Genomic DNA, 19,534 nt, shown 5'->3' with positions numbered 1-19,534 from the left:
GGACTGTCGTTCGGTTGCGGCTGGCTCCACCGGGAAACCCACCGCACAACGAGTTTTCTGTTTAGACGCGGTTCCAGTCGAACTGGGCCTTGTCGCCCTTGCCGTAGACCTTGAGCGCACCTTTTTCACCGACGGCGTTCGGGCGCTGGAAGATCCAGTTCTGCCAGGCGGTCAGGCGGCCGAAAATGCGTGTGAACATGTTCTCTTTCTGCGCGAAGCGCAGGTTGGCCTCCAGGCCGGTCAGCGCGTCGGGCGACATGGCCGCGCGCTCTTCCAGCGCCAGGCGGATCTCGTCGGCCCAGTCGATGTCGTCGGGTGCGGCGGTGACCAGGCCCAGCTTCACGGCGGCATCGCCGTCCAGCGCCTGACCGATCGCGCCTCGGGCGGCTTCCATCGGGCCGGCTTCTTCATAGAAGCGGCGCTGCAGGCGGCTCTGGCCATTGACCATCGGCAGGTAGCCGAAGTTCATTTCACCCAGGGTCAGCACCGGCTGCTTCTCCGGCTCGTCGGGCAGCACCAGCTGGTAGGCGCGATCGGCGCAGAAGGCCAGTTCGGCCAGGGTGCCGGCGAAGCAGGAGCCGGACTCGATCAGCGCGAACAGGCTGCGCGAGGACACGTCCAGGCGGGCGAAGGTCCGGCGCAGGTGGCCGATGGTCTCGTTGACGAACCAGTGGTCCTTGTGGGCCAGCATCAGCGCGTCGTTGGCCAGCACCGCAGCGCTGTCGCCTTCGGTCTTGAGCAGCCAGGTGCCGATGTCCAGCTCGTTGGTGCGCATGTGCAGGATGGCGTCGTCCAGTTCGCGCACCATCTGCAGGGCATACCAGTCGGCGCCCAGGGCCTCGATGCCGGCGATGTCGGTGGGCTGCGCACCCTGCGGAGCCTTGACGGTGAAGGTGGCGACGCGCTTGCTGCGGTCGATCTCGACCGTGACGTTGGTGTAGACCAGGCGGTCGGCTTCGATGGTCCGGTTCAGCGGCGTCAGTTCGATGCCCTTGGCGCCGGGCGCGCCGCGGTGGCTGCCGGCGGCCAGCTTCTCGGCGCGTTCGCGCACCGCCTGCTGAAACACCGCGGGTTTGGCGATGGCATCAACCAGGCGCCAGTCCACGGCCTTCTGTCCGCGCACGCCTTCGACGCTGGTGCAGAAGATGTCGGCCAGATCGTGGCGCACGTGGCGCTTGTCGGTGACGCGGGTCAGACCGCCGGTGCCAGGCAGCACGCCCAGCAGGGGCACCTCGGGCAGGCTCACGGCGCTGCTGCGGTCGTCCACCAGCACGATCTCGTCGCAGGCCAGGGCCAGCTCGTAGCCGCCGCCGGCGCAGGCGCCGTTGAGCGCCGCCACGAATTTCAGGCCGCTGTGCTGGCTGCTGTCTTCGATGCCGTTGCGGGTTTCGTTGGTGAACTTGCAGAAGTTGACCTTCCAGCCGTGGCTGGACAAGCCCAGCATGAAGATGTTGGCGCCGGAGCAGAACACGCGGTCCTTCAGACTGGTGACGACGACCGACTTGACTTCGGGGTGCTCGAAACGGATGCGCTGCAGCGCGTCGTGCAGTTCGATGTCCACACCCAGGTCGTAACTGTTGAGCTTGAGCTTGTAGCCGGGACGCAGGCCGGCGTCTTCGTTGATGGCCAGCGACAGCGTCGCAATGGCGCCGTCAAAGGCCAGCTGGATGTGCTGGTAACGGGACGGATGGGTCTGGTAGTCGACGCGGGGGTTGGCGGTGCTCATCGTTGTCTCCTGGGGTGGGCGGTGGCGGTCAGGGTGCACGGGGTCGTGCGGCATGACGTGAATAATAGTGCATGCATCACAGCAAGGTCAAATGCAATTTACTGCATGCACCTCGGTATTTACCCTGATTTCAACCGCGAGGCACCGGGACCTTGAGCAACTGACGCACCTGCTGGCGCAACTTCTGGAAGCTTTCTTCCAGTGGCTGGGCACTGGTGTTGAAGGCCAGGTCGGCCTTGGAGTAGAACGCCGCCCGCCCATCCAGAATGCGCTTGAGATCCTCCATCGCCTCGCGGCTGGCCGCCATGGGGCGCATGTCCCCCTGCGCGGCCACGCGGCCCATGTGGTCTGCAGGGTCGGCCTGCAGCCACACGGTGGTGCAGTGCTGCAGCAGCAGGTTGAAGTTGGCCGAGTCAGCCACCAGACCGCCGGGGGTGGCAATCACCACCTCGGGGTAGATCTGGATCGCCTCTTCCAGCGCGCGCCGCTCGTAGCGGCGGTAGGCATTGGCGCCGTAGAGGTTGTGGATCTCGCTGATGCTGCAGCCGGCGAACTGCTCGATCTCACGACTGAGCTCAATGAAGGGATAGCCCAGGTCGTCGGCCAGCCGCTGGCCAAGCGTGGATTTGCCCGCGCCGCGCAGCCCGATCAGGGCCACCCGCGCCTGCCGGCCCTGGGCGTCGACCCCCCCGCCGGCCCCCAGCAGATCCACCAGTTGCAGGCGTGCGCGACGCAGATCGGCCTCGCTGCGGCCCTGCAGCAGTTCGCGGATCAGCAACCATTCGGGCGAAGAGGTGGTGACGTCGCCGATGAGTTCGGCCAACGAGCAATGCAGTGCCTGCGCCACCTGCAACAGCACCAGGATGGAGGCGTTGCCGGTACCGTACTCCAGATTGGCCAGATGACGTTCCGACACGTCGGCCGCCAGCGCCACTGCCTTGCGGGTCATGCCCTTGCGCGATCGCAGGTTGCGCACCCGCTCACCCAGCGCCACCAGAAAAGGATGGCGATCTTCCTCGTCGGACAAGAGGGCGGGCGATGGGGGGGCGATGGTGTCGGTACTGGTCATGGCGCGGGCGCCTTTCGTCTGTTTACGGTGTTGGCACGGGTAAACCCTAGCGGCCAGCTGTCCCACAAACATGCACTTTATTGCATACTTGCCGGGACGCAAGATAGTGCATTTATACCGTCAAACCCTGGCCGTGACCACGGCATTTACGCAATCCATTGCCACCACCCATGAGCATCCCGACCGACATTCCCCTGCTGCCCAACCACCTCGCCGGCCGCTGGCAGACCGGCTCCGGCCCGGGAACCACCCTGCTGGACCCGGTGCTGGGCACCCCTCTGGTGCGGGTGGACAACCGCGGACTGGACCTGGCCGAAGGCTTTTCCTTCGCCCGCGACACCGGCGGCGCGGCCCTGCGTGCCATGAGTTACGGCCAGCGCGCCGCGATGCTCGGTGCCATCGTGAAGGTGCTGCAAGCCAACCGCGACGCCTACTACGACATCGCCACCCGCAACTGCGGCACCGTCACCAAGGACTCGGCCGTCGACATCGACGGCGGCATCTTCACGCTGGGCTACTACGCCAAGCAGGGTGAAGCCCTGGGCGAGGCCCGGGCGCTGCTGGACGGCGACCGCATCCGCATGGGCAAGGACCCGGTGTTCCAGACCCAGCACGTCTTCAGCCCCACCCGGGGGGTGGCACTGTTCATCAATGCCTTCAACTTCCCGAGCTGGGGCCTGTGGGAAAAGGCCGCCCCGGCCCTGCTTTCGGGCGTGCCGGTGATCGTCAAGCCCGCCACCGCCACCGCGTGGCTGACCCAGCGCATGGTGGCGGACGTGATCGAGGCAGGCGTGGTGCCCGCCGGCGCGCTGTCGGTCATCTGCGGGTCGTCCGTGGGGCTGATGGACCAGCTGCAACCCTTCGATGTGGTCAGCTTCACCGGATCGGCCGAGACGGCACGCATCATCCGCAGCCACCCGGCCGTGGCGCAGCGCTCGGTGCGCTGCAACATCGAGGCCGACAGCCTCAACAGCGCCCTGCTCGACCCGGCCGCCACCGAGGACAGCGAAGCCTTCAAGCTGCTGGTCAGCGAAGTGGTGCGAGAGATGACCGTCAAGAGCGGCCAAAAGTGCACCGCCATCCGCCGCATCTTCGTGCCGCGCGCCCTCTATCAAGCCACCGCGCAGGCCATTGGCGCCAAGCTGGCCAAGTGCAGCGTGGGCAATCCCCGCCACGAGAACGTGCGCATGGGTTCGCTCGTCAGCCGTGAGCAGTACGACAACGTGATCGCTGGTCTGACCCACCTGAAGACCGAAGCCGATGTGCTGTTCGATGGCAACAGCACCGAGCTGCTGGACGCCGACCGTGCGGTGGCCGCCTGCGTGGCGCCGGTGCTGCTGGGCACCCAGGACCCGGTGGCAGCCAAGGTACTGCATGAGGTGGAGGTCTTCGGTCCGGTGGCCACCCTCATGCCGTATGACAACGAGGCTCAGGCCTACGCCCTGATCCGGCGCGGCGAAGGCTCGCTGGTGGCCTCGGTCTACAGCGAGGACCCGGCGTTCATGGCACGAGCAGCGCTGGAGCTGGCCGACAGCCACGGGCGCGTGCATGTCATCAGCCCGGACGTGGCCGCCAGCCAGACTGGCCATGGCAATGTGATGCCCATGAGCCTGCACGGTGGCCCTGGGCGCGCCGGCGGCGGCGAAGAGCTCGGTGGTTTGCGCGCCATGGGCTTCTACCACCGCCGCAGTGCCATCCAGGCCAGCACCGCCGCACTGGACGCCCTGGTTGCCGTGGCCCCCTGGCGCACCTGACACCAGCCCAAACCGCCGGAACAAGACACCGCCCGAATCCACCCGACAGATCCGAAAAGGACACGAGGAGACAGACATGACGACCGCCGAGATCGCCCCACCTCCGGAGCGTTTCAACTTCGCCCGCCACCTGATGGCGCTGAACGCCCACCGGTCCGGCAAGACCGCGCTGATCGACGAAGCCGGCACGCTGACCTACGGGCAACTGGCCGACCGCGTCCAGCGCTGCTCTGCGGCGCTGAAGGCCCTGGGCCTGCAGCGCGAGGAGCGCGTCCTGCTGCTGATGCACGACAGCAGCGACTGGGTGGTGAGTTTTCTGGGCGCCCTGCACGCGGGCGTGGTGCCGGTGTGCGTCAACACGCTGCTGACCGCCAAGGACTACGCCTACATGCTGGCCGACAGCCGCGCGCGAGCAGCCCTGGTGTCGGGTGCCTTGCTGCCCGCCCTGCAGGAAGCCCTGGCCAGCGGCGGGCACAGCCTGAGACAGATCATCGTCTCTCGCGCCCAGGTCGCGCTGCCGGACGGTGCGTGCGATCTGGGCGAGCTGCTGGACGCCCAGGCCCCGGGCGACGGCACCGACACCCATGCCGACGAGCCTGCCTTCTGGCTCTACTCGTCCGGCTCCACCGGCAACCCGAAGGGAACGGTGCACACGCAAGCCAACCTGTACTGGACCGCCGAACTGTATGGCAAGGGCGTGCTCGGCCTGCGCGAAGACGATGTGGTGTTCTCGGCGGCCAAGCTGTTCTTCGCCTACGGGCTGGGCAACGGGCTGTCCTTCCCGCTGTCGGTCGGAGCCAGCGTGGTCCTGATGGCCGAACGACCGACCCCGCAGGCCACCTTCAAGCGCATGGTCGATCACCAGCCGACGGTGTTCTATGGGGCACCCACCGGCTACGGCGGCATGCTGGCCAGCCCGGATCTGCCGGCGCGATCGCAGGTCCGCCTGCGCCTGTGCTCGTCGGCCGGCGAGGCACTGCCACGCGACATCGGCGAGCGCTGGACCGCCCACTTCGGCTGCGAGATCATCGACGGCATTGGTAGCACCGAGATGCTGCACATCTTCCTGTCCAACCGCCCGGGCGATGTGCGTTACGGCACCACCGGCAAGCCGGTGCCGGGCTACGAGGTGCAACTGCGCGACGAAGATGGCAGCGTCATCACCGGGCACAACCAGATCGGTGACCTCTACATCCAGGGGCCGAGCGCTGCCCTGATGTACTGGAACAACCGAGCCAAGTCGCGCGATACCTTCCAGGGTCTGTGGACCAAGAGCGGCGACAAGTATGTGCGCGATCCGGACGGCTACTACACCTACGCCGGCCGCAACGACGACATGCTTAAAGTCAGCGGCATCTACGTCAGCCCTTTCGAGGTGGAGGCCACCCTGGTCCAGCACCCGGCGGTTCTGGAGGCTGCCGTCATCGGCAAGAACGACGACGAAGGCCTGACCAAGACGAAAGCGTTTGTGGTGCTCAAGAACGGCTGGAATGCCACAGAGGCGGAGCTGCAGGCGTTCGTCAAGGAAAGGCTGGCACCGTACAAGTACCCGCGCTTCATCGAGTTCGTGAGCGAGTTGCCCAAGACCGCGACCGGCAAGATCCAGCGCTTCAAGCTCAGGGACATCGAGACACAGCGGCTGTTCGGGCGCCACTGACCTGGTCAAGGCGACCGCTGGTCCGCGGCAGCTGTAGCCACACGGGAAAACCCCGATCCCGTTTGCTTGCAATCGTTTTACTTCATAACCATACTTCCCACCGAGGAGAAAGTATGGAAATGAAGAACTTGTGGATCAAACGCACCCTGGCAGGCATGTGCCTGGTCACCACCACGGCCTTTGCGGTGGATGAAGGTGTCACCGCCACCGAAATCAGGCTGGGGGCCTCCCAGGTGCTGTCCGGCCCACTGGGAGCGCAGACCGCCCAGTACGGTGAAGGCGCCCGGCTGCTGTTCGATTCGGTCAATGCCGCTGGTGGCGTGCACGGCCGCAAGATCAGCTTCGTGTCGCTGGATGATGGTTTTGACCCCAAACGCTCGGTCGAGAACACCCGCAAGCTGGTGGACGAACACAAGGTGTTCATGCTGTTCAACAGTTCCGGCACGGCCCACACGGCGGCGGTGCTTCCTTTGCTGAAGGAATCCAGGACCATTCTTTTCGGGCCCGTGACAGGCGCTTCGTCCCTGCGGGAAGGCGTCAATCCCTACCTGTTTCACGTGCGCGCCAGCTATGCCAACGAGTCCGAGAAGATGTTGTCGCAGCTCAAGCAGACTGGCGTGAGCAAGGTGGCATTCTTCTATCAGGACGACCCCCTGGGCAAGGCCCTGCTGTCCGAGGTTCGCAAGGCGTCCGTCTCGGAGAACATGCCCCTGGTGGCCGAGATCAGCGTCGACCCGGCTTCGCCCGACTTTGCGGCGGCTGCGGTCGCCACGGCCAAATCGGGCGCCCAGGCGGTGATCCTGGGCACGGCAGGCATGACCTTCCCCAACTATGTCAAAGCGGTGCAGGCCACGGCAGCACGGCCGGTGTTCTATGGTTACTCGGTGGCCAGCCTGGACGTGATCAACCGCGAACTCAAGGACAAGTCACGAGGCATCATTCTGGCGCAGATCATGCCTTCGCTGCGCAACAGCACCGTCCCCGTGGTGGCGGAGTACCTGCGCCTGCTGAAGGCCCGGTCTGCCGACGCGGCGCCATCGGCGTCGCAGTTCGAGGGTTTTGTGCATGCGCGCCTCCTGGTCGAAGGGCTCAAACGCACTGGCCGCGAACTGAATGCGGCGTCTTTCATCCGAACCATGGAGGGAACTGGCGAGATCGCTTTCGGGCCATTCAGGGCACGCTACTCGCCGCAATCCCACAACGGATCAGCCTACGTGGAACTGGCCATCATCGACGACAAGGGGCAGCTTCGCTATTGAACCAGCCCCAAGCCACGCGAGTCACACCACCACTCAGGTGTCCTTGGAAATCTTGATGCTCGGGAACTTGCTGGAGAAATCCTTGGCCTTGGCCGCAATCTTGATGGCCACCTGACGCGCCACCGTCTTGTAGATGTTGGCGACTTCGCCCTCCGGATCCGCCACCACGGTGGGCATGCCGCTGTCGGCCTGCACGCGGATCGACATGTTCAGAGGCAGGGATCCCAGGTAGTCCGTGCCCACCTCAGCCGCCATGTTCTTGCCGCCATCGGCACCGAAGATGTGCTCCACGTGGCCGCAGTTGGGGCAGCAGTACACCGCCATGTTCTCCACGATGCCCAGGATCGGGACGCCCACCTTGTCGAACATGCGAATGCCCTTGCGCGCATCCAGCAGGGCGATGTCCTGAGGTGTGGTGACAATGACCGCACCAGTGATCGGCACGCGCTGCGACAAGGTGAGCTGGATGTCACCGGTGCCGGGCGGCATGTCCACCAGCAGGTAATCCAGGTCCTTCCAGTTCGTCTGGCGCAGCAGTTGCTCCAGCGCCTGCGTGGCCATTGGACCGCGCCAGATCATGGCCTCGTCCTTGTCGATCAGGAAGCCGATCGAGATGACCTGCACGCCGTAGTTCTCCAGCGGCTCCATGGTCTTGCCGTCCGTGCTCTCGGGACGACCCTCGATACCCATCATCATCGGCTGGCTCGGGCCATAGATGTCGGCGTCCAGAATACCGACCTTGGCACCTTCGGCCGCCAGGGCCAGCGCCAGGTTGACCGTGGTCGTACTCTTGCCCACACCGCCCTTGCCCGAGGCCACGGCGACGATGTTCTTGACGTTGGGCAACAGTTGCACGCCGCGCTGCACGGCGTGCGGAATGATCTTCACGCTCAGGTTGACCGAGACGTTCTCGACACCCGCCACTTCCCTGGCGGCCGTGATCAGGGCGCGCCGCAAGGCCGGCATCTGGCTTTTGGCCGGGTAGCCCAGCTCGACATCAAACGCCACGTCGCCGTCCTGCACCTGCAGGTTCTTGAGCGCTTTGGTGGACACGAAGTCCTTGCCGGTGTTCGGATCGGTGACACCCTGCAGGGCCTGCAGCAGGGCTTGTTGGTCGACGGCCATGGAATCGGGTCTCCTGTGGGGCGTATCGCTAAACGGTGAAAAGTGGCCGAAGTCTACCCCTGCGCGGGGACTCCCCCGATTCACCCAGCCCCCATATGGACATAGGCCACCTAAAATCACGGGTTTTCCCCAGCCGATACCGAAAGAAAGCTGCCATGAGCCAGCGCCGCCTGTTCGTCACCACCGCCCTTCCCTACGCCAACGGCCATTTCCACATTGGCCACATCATGGAGTACATCCAGGCCGACATCTGGGTGCGGTTCCAGCGCATGCAGGGACACGAGGTGCATTTCGTCTGCGCCGACGACGCGCACGGGGCGCCGATCATGATTGCCGCAGAGAAGGCGGGCAAGACGCCCCAGCAATTCGTGGCCGACATCGCCGCCGGCCGCAAGCAATACCTGGATGGCTTCCACATCGGCTTTGACAACTGGCACAGCACCGACGGCCCGGAAAACCACCACCTGGCCCAGGACATCTACCGCGCCCTCAAGGCCAATGACCTGATCGAGACCCACACCATCGAGCAGTTCTTCGACCCCGAGAAGGCCATGTTCCTGCCCGACCGCTTCATCAAGGGCGAATGCCCCAAATGCGGCGCCAAGGACCAGTACGGCGACAACTGCGAGGTCTGCGGCGCGGTCTATGCACCCACCGAACTCAAGAACCCGTACTCGGCTCTCTCCGGGGCCACGCCGGTGCTCAAGACCTCCGATCACTTCTTCTTCAAGCTGTCCGACCCGCGCTGCCTGGCCTTCCTGGACCAGTGGACGCAGAGTGGCGCTGTGCAGCCTGAGGTCCTCAACAAGATCGCCGAGTGGATCGAACCCGGTCCGGACGGCAAGCCCAAGATGGGCGACTGGGACATCAGCCGCGACGCGCCCTACTTCGGCATCGAGATCCCCGATGCGCCGGGCAAGTATTTCTACGTCTGGCTGGACGCGCCCATCGGCTACCTCGCCTCGCTCAAGAACTACTTCGGCAAGACCGGCCGCGACTACGACGCCTTCATGGCCGACCCGACCACCGAGCAGTACCACTTCATCGGCAAGGACATCATCACCTTCCACACCCTCTTCTGGCCGGCCATGCTCAAGTTCAGCGGCCGCAAGGTGCCCAACGCGGTCTTCGTGCACGGTTTCCTGACCATCAACAACGGCGAGAAGATGAGCAAGAGCCGGGGCACCGGCCTGGACCCTTTGAAGTACCTGAGCCTGGGCATGAACCCCGAATGGCTGCGTTACTACCTGGCCGCCAAGCTCACCGGCAAGAACGAGGACGTCGACTTCAACCGCGACGACTTCATGCTGCGTGTCAACAGCGACCTGATCGGCAAGTACGTCAACATCGCCTCGCGTGCGGCCGGCTTCATCGCCAAACGCTTCGACGGCCAGCTCGGCGCCGTCGCGGCCGATGGCGACGCACTGCTCGACCACATCCAGACCGCGGCTCCCGCGGTGGCCGAGCTGTACGCCGAGCGCGAATACGGCAAGGCGCTGCGCGAGATCATGCAACTGGCCGACCGCGTCAACGCCTACGTCGACCAGAACAAGCCCTGGGAGCTGGCCAAGCAGGAGGGCATGGACGGCCGCCTGCAGGACGTCTGCACCACCTGCATTGAAGCCTTCCGCCTGATCTCGCTCTACCTCAAGCCCGTGCTGCCGGCCCTGGCCGCCAATGTCGAGGCCTTCCTGCAGATCGAACCGCTGCGCTTTGCCGACGCCTCCAGGCTCCTGGGCGCCGGCCACCGCATCGGCGTCTACCAGCACCTGATGCAGCGGGTTGACATCAAGCAGCTCGATGCACTGTTCGAACCCCAGAATGTGGCCCCCACGCTCCCGGCTGCGCCTGGTTCGCTGCCCCCCGAGGGGGCTGACCTCGTCTTGGGGCGGCCCGGCGGCGAGGCCATTGCCCCAACGATTTCCATCGACGATTTCGCCAAGGTCGACCTGCGCATCGCCCAGATCGTCAAGTGCGAAGCGGTCGAAGGTTCGACCAAGCTGCTGCGCCTGACCCTGGACGTGGGCGAAGGCAAGACCCGCAATGTCTTCAGCGGCATTGCCAGCATGTACAAGCCCGAAGACCTGGAGGGCAAACTCACGGTGATGGTGGCCAACCTGGCCCCGCGCAAGATGAAGTTCGGCATCAGCGAAGGCATGGTGCTGGCCGCCAGCCACGCCGACGAGAAAGCCCAGCCCGGCATCCATGTGCTGCACCCCTGGCCAGGCGCCACGCCCGGCATGCGCATTCACTGACCACGGCTGGCATGTTTGCCCCGATCCGTGGCTTCACCGCCCTGCAGCGTACGCCGCAGGCGGACCTGAAGCTCGGCACGGTGCTGGCTTTTGTCGCGGGGGCCACCAACGCGGGTGGCTTTCTGGCCGTGGGCCAGTACACCTCGCACATGACCGGCATTCTTTCATCGCTGACCGACAACCTGGTGCTGGGTCAGTTCGCGCTGGTCGGTGCAGGCGTCGCCTCGGTGCTGGCCTTCCTGCTGGGTGCGATGAGCACCGCATGGATCGTCAACTGGGGCATGCGCCTGCAACTGCGCAGTGCCTATGGCCTTCCCCTGCTGATCGAAGCGGCGCTGCTGCTGATCTTCGGTCTGTTCGGTGCCGCCATGAGCCTCTGGCACACCCTGTTCCTGCCGGTCACTGTGGTGCTGCTGTGCTACATCATGGGCCTGCAGAATGCCGTCATCACCAAGATTTCGCAGGCGCGCATCCGCACCACCCACCTGACCGGCCTGATCACTGACCTGGGCATCGAACTGGGCAAGCTGCTCTACGTCAACCGCCACCCCGACATGGCACCCGTACAGGCAGACCGCAAACGCCTGAAGGTGCATGCCCAGCTCGTGGCCAGCTTTCTGGTGGGCGGCGTCGCCGGCGCCCTGGGGTTCAAGTACCTGGGCTACATCAGCACGGTGCCGCTGGCGGCACTGCTGCTCCTGCTGGTGCTGCGCCCGCTGCTGGACGACTGGCACCGCCTGCACGCCCGCTGAGTCGGTGTAAACCCCGACGACGAAGCGCACACCGTGTCAGCTTGGCGAAGCCAGCGCGTGGCTAAGATCGGCAGATGGCCGTCAAGTTGCCGCCCCTCGCCCCCTTTCGCCCCCGCATCGTTCAGGATCTGCGGGATTACAACAAGGAACGTTTGGCCCGTGATGTCGGGGCAGGAGCGACCGTGGGCATCGTGGCGCTGCCTCTGGCCATGGCCTTCGCCATCGCCTCGGGCCTCAAGCCCGAAGCGGGCCTGTGGACGGCCATCATCGCCGGCTTCCTGATTTCCGCGCTCGGCGGCACCTCGGTGCAGATCGGTGGCCCGGCCGGTGCCTTCATCGTCATCGTCTACGGGATCGTCGAACGCTACGGCGTGGCCAACCTGCTGATCGCCACGGCCAGTGCGGGGGTGCTGCTGTTCCTGCTGGGCCTGTTCCGCCTCGGGACGCTGGTGCGCTATGTGCCCGTGAGCGTGGTCATCGGCTTCACCAACGGCATCGCGGTGCTGATCGGCCTGTCGCAACTGCGGGACTGGTTCGGGCTGGACATCACCAAGATGCCGGCCGACTTTTTCAGCCAGATCGCCACCATTTCACGCCACCTCGACAGCTTCAACCCCTGGGCCTTTGGTCTGGGTGTGATCTGTGTCATCGGCCTGTTCATCTGGCCCCGGCTGTGGGCTGTCGACTCGCAGTTCCGCCGCCAGATCGAACAGATCGACACCGTCTCGGCCCTGAAGGCCACGTCCCGGCTGCCAGCGCCAGTGGTGGCCCTGGTCACACTGTCGGTCGCGGCCTGGGCCCTGAGCCTGCCGGTCGAGACGATCGGCACCCGCTTTGGCGGCATCCCCCAGGGGGTGCCCTCGTTCGAGTTGCCCGACTTCTCCTGGGAGACCGTCCGGCTGCTGGTCACCCCCACCCTGACGATTGCGATGCTGGGCGCCATCGAATCGCTGCTCTGTGCCCGGGTGGCTGACCAGCTGGGCGACACCCCCAAGCACGACCCCAACCAGGAGCTCATGGCGCAGGGCGTGGCCAACGCGGTGGTGCCCTTCTTTGGTGGCATGCCGGCCACCGGCACCATTGCCCGCACGGTGACCAACATCCGCTCGGGCGCCACGTCGCCCATCGCCGGCATCGTGCATGCCCTCACCCTGGCGGCCGTGGTGCTGCTGGCCGCGCCGCTGGCCCAGCACATCCCGCTGGCGGTGCTGGCCGGTGTGCTGCTGTTCGTCGCCTGGAACATGGGCGAATGGAAAGAGTTCGCCCGCCTGCGCCAGTTCAGCAACCACTACCGCCTGATGATGGTCTCGACCTTCCTGGTCACCATCGTGTTCGACCTCACGGTGGCGGTCGAACTCGGTCTGGTGCTGGCCGTGGTGCTGTTCGTGCGGCGCCAGAGCGACCTCTTCAGGGCCGACCTCGTCGCCCGGCATGAGCACCAGCTCACCTACCGGCTGTACGGCTCGCTCTTCTTCGGTGCCGTGGCCAAGATCGACCCCATCGTGGCCGAGGTTGAGGCCGCGCCGACAGGTACTCACGTCATGCTGGACGCCAGCCAGCTCGTCTCGCTGGACACCACCGGCCTGGACGCCCTGGAGCAATTGCACAAGGCGCTGGAGAAACGGGGCGCCCACCTGGGCATGGTGGGTCTGCACGAGCAACCCATGTCCCTGATCCGGCGCTCCGGCTTCGCGGATCGGCTGCACACCTGCCAATAGACTGACCCGGCGGCCCAGGCATGCCCACCTCCGTTCACCACCGACCCATTGCGGAGCGCATTGACTGGCTGTTCGACCTGGCCCGGCGCCATGCGGGCGAATACGCCAGTCCGGAAGCCTGGCTGGCCCGTCAGCGCTACCACGCAAGTCATCCCACGGCGATCCTGGTGATGAAATGCATGGATGGCCGCATCAATATCCCGGTGGCCACCCGCACACCCAAAGGCATCATCCTGCCGTTCCGCAACCTCGGGGGTATCTTCCACCTGGGCTGGCCCCATCTGGGGGAAACGCTGACGGCCGCAGTCGGCAAGGTGGTCGCCAGCGGCCGGCAGGCGCTCATGATGATCACCTACCACTACTCGCGCGGTGACGAACGTCGCGGCTGTGCCGGCTTTCACTACCGGACCGACGACGCCCGGGCACACACCTTCGGCATCCGCGAAGAGGTCTCCGCACTGTTCGGGCAAGGACACGGCACCGTCTACCCGTTGGTCTGCGGTTTCGAGACCGACGAGGAAGCCCTGGTCCTGCACGGGCGCGATGGCCAGACCCTGTCGATGGCCGATCTGAGCGAGGCGGATCGGCCGGAGCTGCCAGCCCGCCTGCAGCAGCTCCTGCCAGACATGCCGGCCAGGATGCGCGCCGACCTGCTGCCCCTGCTGGAAGGCAACCTGGCCCACATCGCCGCCCTGCGGCAGACCGAACGGTCCCTGGACATCGAGCACCGCGAATGGATGATCTGCGTCGGTCGAGGTTTCGACTGGCTGCACCTGCCCAACGTGGCGCTGATCATCGGCCCCTACAGCCCCGATCTGGCCGACCCCATCCGCAAGGCAGCGGGCATCATCGAGGGCAACATGGCGGCCGGCCGCATCCCGGACGACGGGTTCCTCGTCCTGTCCTCGGTGCCCTACGAGGACATCGGCGTGGACCGGGCTCGGGCCGAACTCAAGTCGCGCTTCATGGCGCGGTTCGCGGCCGATGTGATCCGGCGTGAGTTCCCCGCGCTGGCCCCCCGGATGACCGTGCGTGAGACGGTACTGAACTGGGACAGCCGGTCGGTGGAGCCCCTGCCTGCAGGGGTGGCGGCGGATCGGTAAAATCCCTGATTCCCCTCACCGTCCGCTTTGCAGAGAGACAAGCATGTCCATCTTCGGTCGCCCCCACTACACCTCCGACGCCACGCAGTTCATCGACCAGCTCAAGACCGCCCGCCCGGAGCTTGAGGAAGGTCAGCGCCAGGGGCGCTCCCTGCTGTGGGACAAGCAGGTCGACCGCGAGTTCCAGCGTCAGGCCGAGGCCGCCCGCGTGCCCCAGAAGCCCTACGTCTACCAGACCGAGCCCACCCCCCTCTGATCCCCGGCACGGTCCACGGCTGACTGACCATGAACCCGGACAACCCGGTCCTCGACGACCCGCCCGAGGGTCTGGATGAGGTCCTGCCCGAGGTCGTGGACCACGTGGCGGTGGCACGCCTGTACGGCGAGCCCCTGTTCGACCTGCCGCGCGACCTCTACATCCCACCGGACGCGCTGCGCGTCTTCCTGGAGGCCTTTGAAGGCCCCCTGGACCTGCTGCTGTACCTGATCCGCAAGCAGAACTTCAACATCCTCGACATTCCGATGGCGGCGGTCACCCGCCAGTACCTGAGCTACGTCGACGAGATCCGCGCCAGCAACCTCGAACTGGCCGCCGAATACCTGCTGATGGCGGCCATGCTGATCGAGATCAAGTCGCGCATGCTGCTGCCACCCAAGAAGACCGCCGACGGCGAGGAGGCCGAAGACCCGCGTGCCGAGCTGGTGCGCCGGCTGCTCGAATACGAGCAGATGAAGATCGCGGCGCAGCGGCTGGCGGACATGCCCCAGTACGGCCGCGATTTCCTGCGCGCGCAGGTATATGTCGAGCAGGCGCTGGTGCCGCGTTTTCCGGATGTGAGCGTGCTGGACCTGCAAAGCGCCTGGCGCGACATCCTCAAGCGGGCCAAGCTGGTGCAACACCACCGCATCAGCCGGGAAGAGCTGTCGGTGCGCGAACACATGAGCATCGTGCTGCGCAAGCTTCAGGGCCGCAAGTTCGTCGAGTTTGCCGACCTGTTCGACGTGACCCAGGGCACACCGCTGCTGGTCGTGACCTTTATCGCCATGCTGGAGCTGGCCAAGGAAACGCTGATCGAGCTGACCCAGGCCGAAGCCTTTGCCCCCATTTATGTTCGCCTGGCCTACACCCCCAGCGACACACCATGACCACCACCCATCACTACGATGTCCTGATCATCGGCAGCGGACTGGCCGGCCTGACAGCCGCCCTGCACCTGGCCCCCCAATACCGCGTGGCGGTTGTCACCAAGCGCGGCATTTCCGACGGTTCCAGCAACTGGGCACAGGGCGGTATCGCCGCGGTACTCGCTGAAGGCGACAGCTACGCCTCTCATGTGGACGACACGCTGGAAGCCGGTGCCGGCCTGTGCGACCTCGAAGCCACCCGTTTCACGGTGGAGAATGCGCCCTCGGCCATCACCTGGTTGCGGGAGATGGGCGTGCCCTTTTCCACCGAGAACGGCGAACTTCACCTCACGCGGGAAGGCGGCCACAGCCACCGGCGCATCGTGCACGTGACCGACGCCACCGGGGCCGCCGTGCAGACCACACTGAGCGAGCGGGCCCGAGCGACCCCTGGCATCACGTTCTTCGAGAACCACATGCTGGTGGACCTGATCACTGACCGGAAATTGCCGGACCACCGGCCGGGTGCCACACCGCTGCGCTGCCATGGCGCCTACATCCTGGATGTGGACCGCGACGAGGTCGAGACCTTCAGCGCCCCCCACACCATCCTGGCCACCGGGGGGGCAGGCAAGGTCTACCTCTACACCACCAACCCGGACACGGCCACGGGCGACGGCATCGCCTCGGCCTGGCGCGCGGGTTGCCGGGTCGGCAACATGGAGTTCATCCAGTTCCACCCGACCTGCCTGTACCACCCGCACGTCAAGAATTTCCTCATCACCGAGGCTGTCCGTGGCGAAGGCGGCCGGCTGCTGCTGCCGCCCCACCTGGGCAGCCACCGCTTCATGCCCGACCACGACCCGCGCGCCGAGCTGGCGCCACGGGACATCGTCGCGCGGGCGATCGACTTCGAGATGAAGAAGCACGGCCTGGACTGCGTCTACCTCGACATCTCGCACCAGAGCCCCGAGTTCATCCGCGAGCACTTTCCCAACATCCTGGCCCGCTGTGCGGAACTGGGCATCGACATCACGAAGGAACCCATTCCCGTGGTGCCAGCGGCGCATTACACCTGCGGCGGCGTGGTCACCGACCTGGAAGGGCGTACCGACCTGTCGGGCCTGTACGCGGTGGGTGAAACCACCTGCACCGGCCTGCACGGGGCCAACCGCCTGGCCAGCAACTCGCTGGTGGAATGCATGGTGTTCGCCAGGGCGGCGGTGGCGGCCATCCGTCAAGCCGAGGTGGCCGAACGCCCGTCCATGCCGCTGTGGGACGAAAGCCGGGTGACCGACGCGGACGAACAGGTGGTCATTTCCCACAACTGGGACGAGTTGCGCCGCTTCATGTGGGATTACGTGGGGATTGTCCGCACCAACAAGCGCCTGGAGCGGGCGGCCCACCGCATCGCCCTGCTGCAGAGCGAAATCCACGAGTTCTACTCGCAGTTCCACGTCACTCGGGATCTTCTGGAGCTGCGCAACCTGGTGCAGGTGGCCGACCTGATCGTGATGTCGGCCATGCTGCGCCGTGAAAGCCGGGGCCTGCATTTCAGCCGCGACTACCCCGACCGCCTGCCCGAGGCCAAGCCCACTGTTCTGGTGCCTCCGGCCCGTTGAATCCGGTGACCGCCCCCTGTCCAACCACATGCATACGCACCGAATTCGTGCTGCCGGCTGCAACTCACCGCTTCTCGCGCTAAAGTAGGGGCATGTCCCAGCTCGCCGAGCCAGCCGTCGCATCCCCTTCCGAGGCCCTCGTTTCGGCCACGGCCAGTGCGGCTGCGGCCAGCTTTGCCGCTCTGTTGGGCAAGCTGGACTACCTGGGTCCGACCGACATCGAACAGATCCGGCAGGCTTACCGGCTGGCCGACGAAGCGCATCTGGGTCAGTTGCGCAAGAACGGTGACCCCTACATTACCCATCCGATCGCGGTCGCCGCGCAATGCGCCGAATGGAAGCTCGACGCCCAGGCCCTGATGGCCGCGCTGATGCACGACGTCATCGAGGACTGCGGCATCACCAAGCTGGACCTGGCGGAGCGCTTCGGGGTCACGGTGGCCGACCTGGTCGATGGTCTGACCAAGCTGGAAAAGCTGGAGTTCGACACCCGAGAGCAGAACCAGGCCGAGAGTTTTCGCAAGATGCTGCTGGCCATGGCCAAGGATGTGCGCGTCATCCTGATCAAGCTGGCCGACCGCACCCACAACATGCGGACCATGAGCGACATGCCCCGCAGCAAGTGGCAGCGCATCAGCAACGAAACCCTGGAGATCTACGCCCCGATCGCCCACCGGCTGGGCCTGAATTTCACCTACCGCGAACTGCAGGACCTGTGCTTCCGCTTCCTGCACCCCTGGCGCTACGAGGTGCTGAGCAAGGCCCTGAACAAATCGCGCACACGCCGCAAGGATCTGATCGCCCGGGTGCAAGGTGAAGTCGAAACCGCGTTCGCACGGCAGGGCATGCAGGTGCGCATCATGGGGCGCGAGAAAACGCTCTATTCCGTCTACCGCAAGATGGACAGCAAGCACCTGTCCTTCTCGCAGGTCACCGACATCTACGGCTTTCGCATCATCGTGCCGGAGCTGACCGACTGCTACACCGGGCTGGGGGTTCTGCACCAGCTGTACAAGCCGGTGCCGGGCAAGTTCCGCGACTATGTGGCCATTCCCAAGCTCAATGGCTACCAGTCGCTGCACACCACGCTGATTGGCCCCGTCGGCACCAACATCGAGTTCCAGTTGCGCACCCATGCCATGGACGTGGTGGCCGAGTCCGGTGTGGCCGCTCACTGGCTGTACAAGGCCAGCGAACCCGGCAGCGACACCTCGCAGCGACTGGGCACCCAGTGGCTGCAATCCTTGCTGGACATCCAGCAGGAAACCCACGACGCCGCCGAGTTCTGGGACCACGTCAAGATCGACCTCTTTCCGGACGCGGTCTACGTGTTCACGCCCAAGAGCAAGATCCTGTCCCTGCCCCGGGGCGCCACCGTCATCGACTTTGCCTACGCCATCCACAGCGGCGTCGGCAACAGCGCGGTGGGCGCCATCGTCAATGGTGAGCAGCGGCCACTGCGCACCGAACTCAACAACGGCGACGTCGTCGAGATCGTCACCAGCGACAAGGCCGAGCCGAATCCGGCCTGGCTGTCCTTTGTCAAGACCGGGCGCGCGCGGTCCAAGCTGCGTCACCACCTCAAGACGGTGGCCCACGAGAAAGCCCTGGAACTGGGTGAGCGCATGCTCACCCAGGCCCTGCGCTCCGAAGGCATTGCAGCACTGCCTGCCCAGGATGGCGAGGACAAGGCCACCTGGGAAAAACTGTTGCGCTTCTCCGGCAACCGGACCCGCGAGGAACTGCTGTCCGACATCGGCATGGGCAAGCGCATCGCCAGCATGGTGGGCAAGAAGTTGGCTGTCCTGCTGGCCGAAGCCGGACACAAACCCGACGCCTTGCTGATCAGCCGGGAACGTTACGCCAGCGGACAGGACGAAACCGTCAGCCAGGGCGTTGTCAGCCTGGACGGCAGCGAAGGTGCCTCGGTGCAGTATGCGCCCTGCTGCCGCCCCATTCCCGGCGATCGCATCGTGGGCTACCTGGGCCGTGGCGAGGGCCTAGTGGTCCACGTCGAGGACTGCCCTACCGGCAAACGCCTCTTGGCCCGTGACAGCGAGCGCTTCCTGCCGGTTGAGTGGGCCGACGAACCGGTGCGCGCCTTCGACGCGACGCTGGTCGTGACGGTCACCAATGGAAAGGGCGTGCTGGCGCGCGTCGCCTCGGCCATTGCCCAGGCCGAGTCGGACATCACCCATGTGGACATGGGAGATGAACCGGCACAAACGGCCACCGACATCCGGTTCACGGTCTCGGTCCGTGACCGCCAGCACCTGGCGGCGGTGCTGCGCAGCCTCAAACGCACGACATCGGTCGTCCGGGCCCAGCGCTACAAACCGCCCACCAAGACCTGAGCCTGGCGGCTGCCC

14 protein-coding genes are annotated in these 19,534 nt (G+C 65.6%); 11 read left to right on the top strand and 3 right to left on the bottom strand.

Annotated elements, in window-relative coordinates:
• Positions 1-61: 61 nt before the first annotated feature.
• Positions 62-1,726 carry a 2,3-epoxybenzoyl-CoA dihydrolase gene (gene boxC, locus ACFQNJ_RS04530; protein WP_382254212.1) on the bottom strand — a complete coding sequence of 555 codons (1,665 nt, stop codon included), beginning with the start codon at positions 1,724-1,726 and terminating at the stop codon, positions 62-64.
• 130 nt (positions 1,727-1,856) lie between these two features.
• Positions 1,857-2,795, bottom strand: a complete 939-nt coding sequence (locus ACFQNJ_RS04525) for a helix-turn-helix transcriptional regulator (RefSeq protein ID WP_382254210.1) — start codon at positions 2,793-2,795, stop codon at positions 1,857-1,859.
• Between the two features lie 170 nt (positions 2,796-2,965).
• On the opposite strand from ACFQNJ_RS04525, the gene ACFQNJ_RS04520 reads away from it, so the two are divergent.
• The 3 genes from ACFQNJ_RS04520 (at position 2,966) to ACFQNJ_RS04510 (ending at position 7,465) form a co-directional block, all read left to right on the top strand.
• On the top strand, positions 2,966-4,549 hold the full coding sequence (locus ACFQNJ_RS04520) for a 3,4-dehydroadipyl-CoA semialdehyde dehydrogenase (RefSeq protein WP_382254207.1): 1,584 nt from the start codon (positions 2,966-2,968) through the stop codon (positions 4,547-4,549).
• A 76-nt stretch (positions 4,550-4,625) separates the two neighbouring features.
• The gene (locus ACFQNJ_RS04515; protein WP_382254204.1) at positions 4,626-6,206 is read left to right on the top strand and encodes a benzoate-CoA ligase family protein; all 1,581 of its coding nucleotides are present in this window, start codon (positions 4,626-4,628) and stop codon (positions 6,204-6,206) included.
• 113 nt (positions 6,207-6,319) lie between these two features.
• Entirely contained in the window at positions 6,320-7,465 is a 1,146-nt protein-coding gene (locus ACFQNJ_RS04510) for an ABC transporter substrate-binding protein (RefSeq protein ID WP_382254201.1), read from the top strand.
• Between the two features lie 33 nt (positions 7,466-7,498).
• Here ACFQNJ_RS04510 and apbC read toward each other — a convergent pair whose 3' ends face one another.
• Complete coding sequence (apbC, locus tag ACFQNJ_RS04505) at positions 7,499-8,590, bottom strand: iron-sulfur cluster carrier protein ApbC (RefSeq protein ID WP_382254198.1); 1,092 nt, start codon at positions 8,588-8,590, stop codon at positions 7,499-7,501.
• Positions 8,591-8,745: 155 nt separating this feature from the next.
• Here apbC and metG point away from each other — a divergent pair, with 155 nt between their 5' ends.
• The 8 genes from metG to ACFQNJ_RS04465 all read left to right on the top strand — a co-directional run bounded on the left by metG (position 8,746) and on the right by ACFQNJ_RS04465 (position 19,519).
• Positions 8,746-10,845 (top strand): methionine--tRNA ligase, encoded by a 2,100-nt coding sequence (metG, locus tag ACFQNJ_RS04500; RefSeq protein ID WP_382254195.1) that lies wholly within the window; start codon positions 8,746-8,748, stop codon positions 10,843-10,845.
• 11 nt (positions 10,846-10,856) lie between these two features.
• A complete protein-coding gene (locus ACFQNJ_RS04495) occupies positions 10,857-11,597 on the top strand; it encodes a YoaK family protein (protein WP_382254194.1) in 741 nt (246 codons plus the stop codon).
• 74 nt (positions 11,598-11,671) lie between these two features.
• On the top strand, positions 11,672-13,315 hold the full coding sequence (locus ACFQNJ_RS04490) for a SulP family inorganic anion transporter (protein WP_382254192.1): 1,644 nt from the start codon (positions 11,672-11,674) through the stop codon (positions 13,313-13,315).
• Positions 13,316-13,335: 20 nt separating this feature from the next.
• A complete protein-coding gene (locus tag ACFQNJ_RS04485; protein WP_382254189.1) occupies positions 13,336-14,418 on the top strand; it encodes a hypothetical protein in 1,083 nt (360 codons plus the stop codon).
• Between the two features lie 43 nt (positions 14,419-14,461).
• On the top strand, positions 14,462-14,674 hold the full coding sequence (locus tag ACFQNJ_RS04480; protein WP_374642122.1) for a DUF3460 family protein: 213 nt from the start codon (positions 14,462-14,464) through the stop codon (positions 14,672-14,674).
• 29 nt (positions 14,675-14,703) lie between these two features.
• Positions 14,704-15,564, top strand: a complete 861-nt coding sequence (locus ACFQNJ_RS04475; protein ID WP_374642124.1) for a segregation and condensation protein A — start codon at positions 14,704-14,706, stop codon at positions 15,562-15,564.
• Positions 15,561-17,165 (top strand): L-aspartate oxidase, encoded by a 1,605-nt coding sequence (gene nadB / locus ACFQNJ_RS04470; protein ID WP_374642126.1) that lies wholly within the window; start codon positions 15,561-15,563, stop codon positions 17,163-17,165. The genes ACFQNJ_RS04475 and nadB overlap by 4 nt, the downstream gene beginning before the upstream one ends.
• A gap of 92 nt (positions 17,166-17,257) precedes the next feature.
• Complete coding sequence (locus tag ACFQNJ_RS04465; protein ID WP_382254184.1) at positions 17,258-19,519, top strand: RelA/SpoT family protein; 2,262 nt, start codon at positions 17,258-17,260, stop codon at positions 19,517-19,519.
• Positions 19,520-19,534 lie beyond the last annotated feature (15 nt).

The organism is Hydrogenophaga bisanensis (genome assembly GCF_042665135.1).
GTDB classification, from domain to species: Bacteria; Pseudomonadota; Gammaproteobacteria; order Burkholderiales; family Burkholderiaceae_C; genus Hydrogenophaga; species Hydrogenophaga bisanensis.
This window is presented reverse-complemented; position numbering and strand designations above follow the sequence as displayed.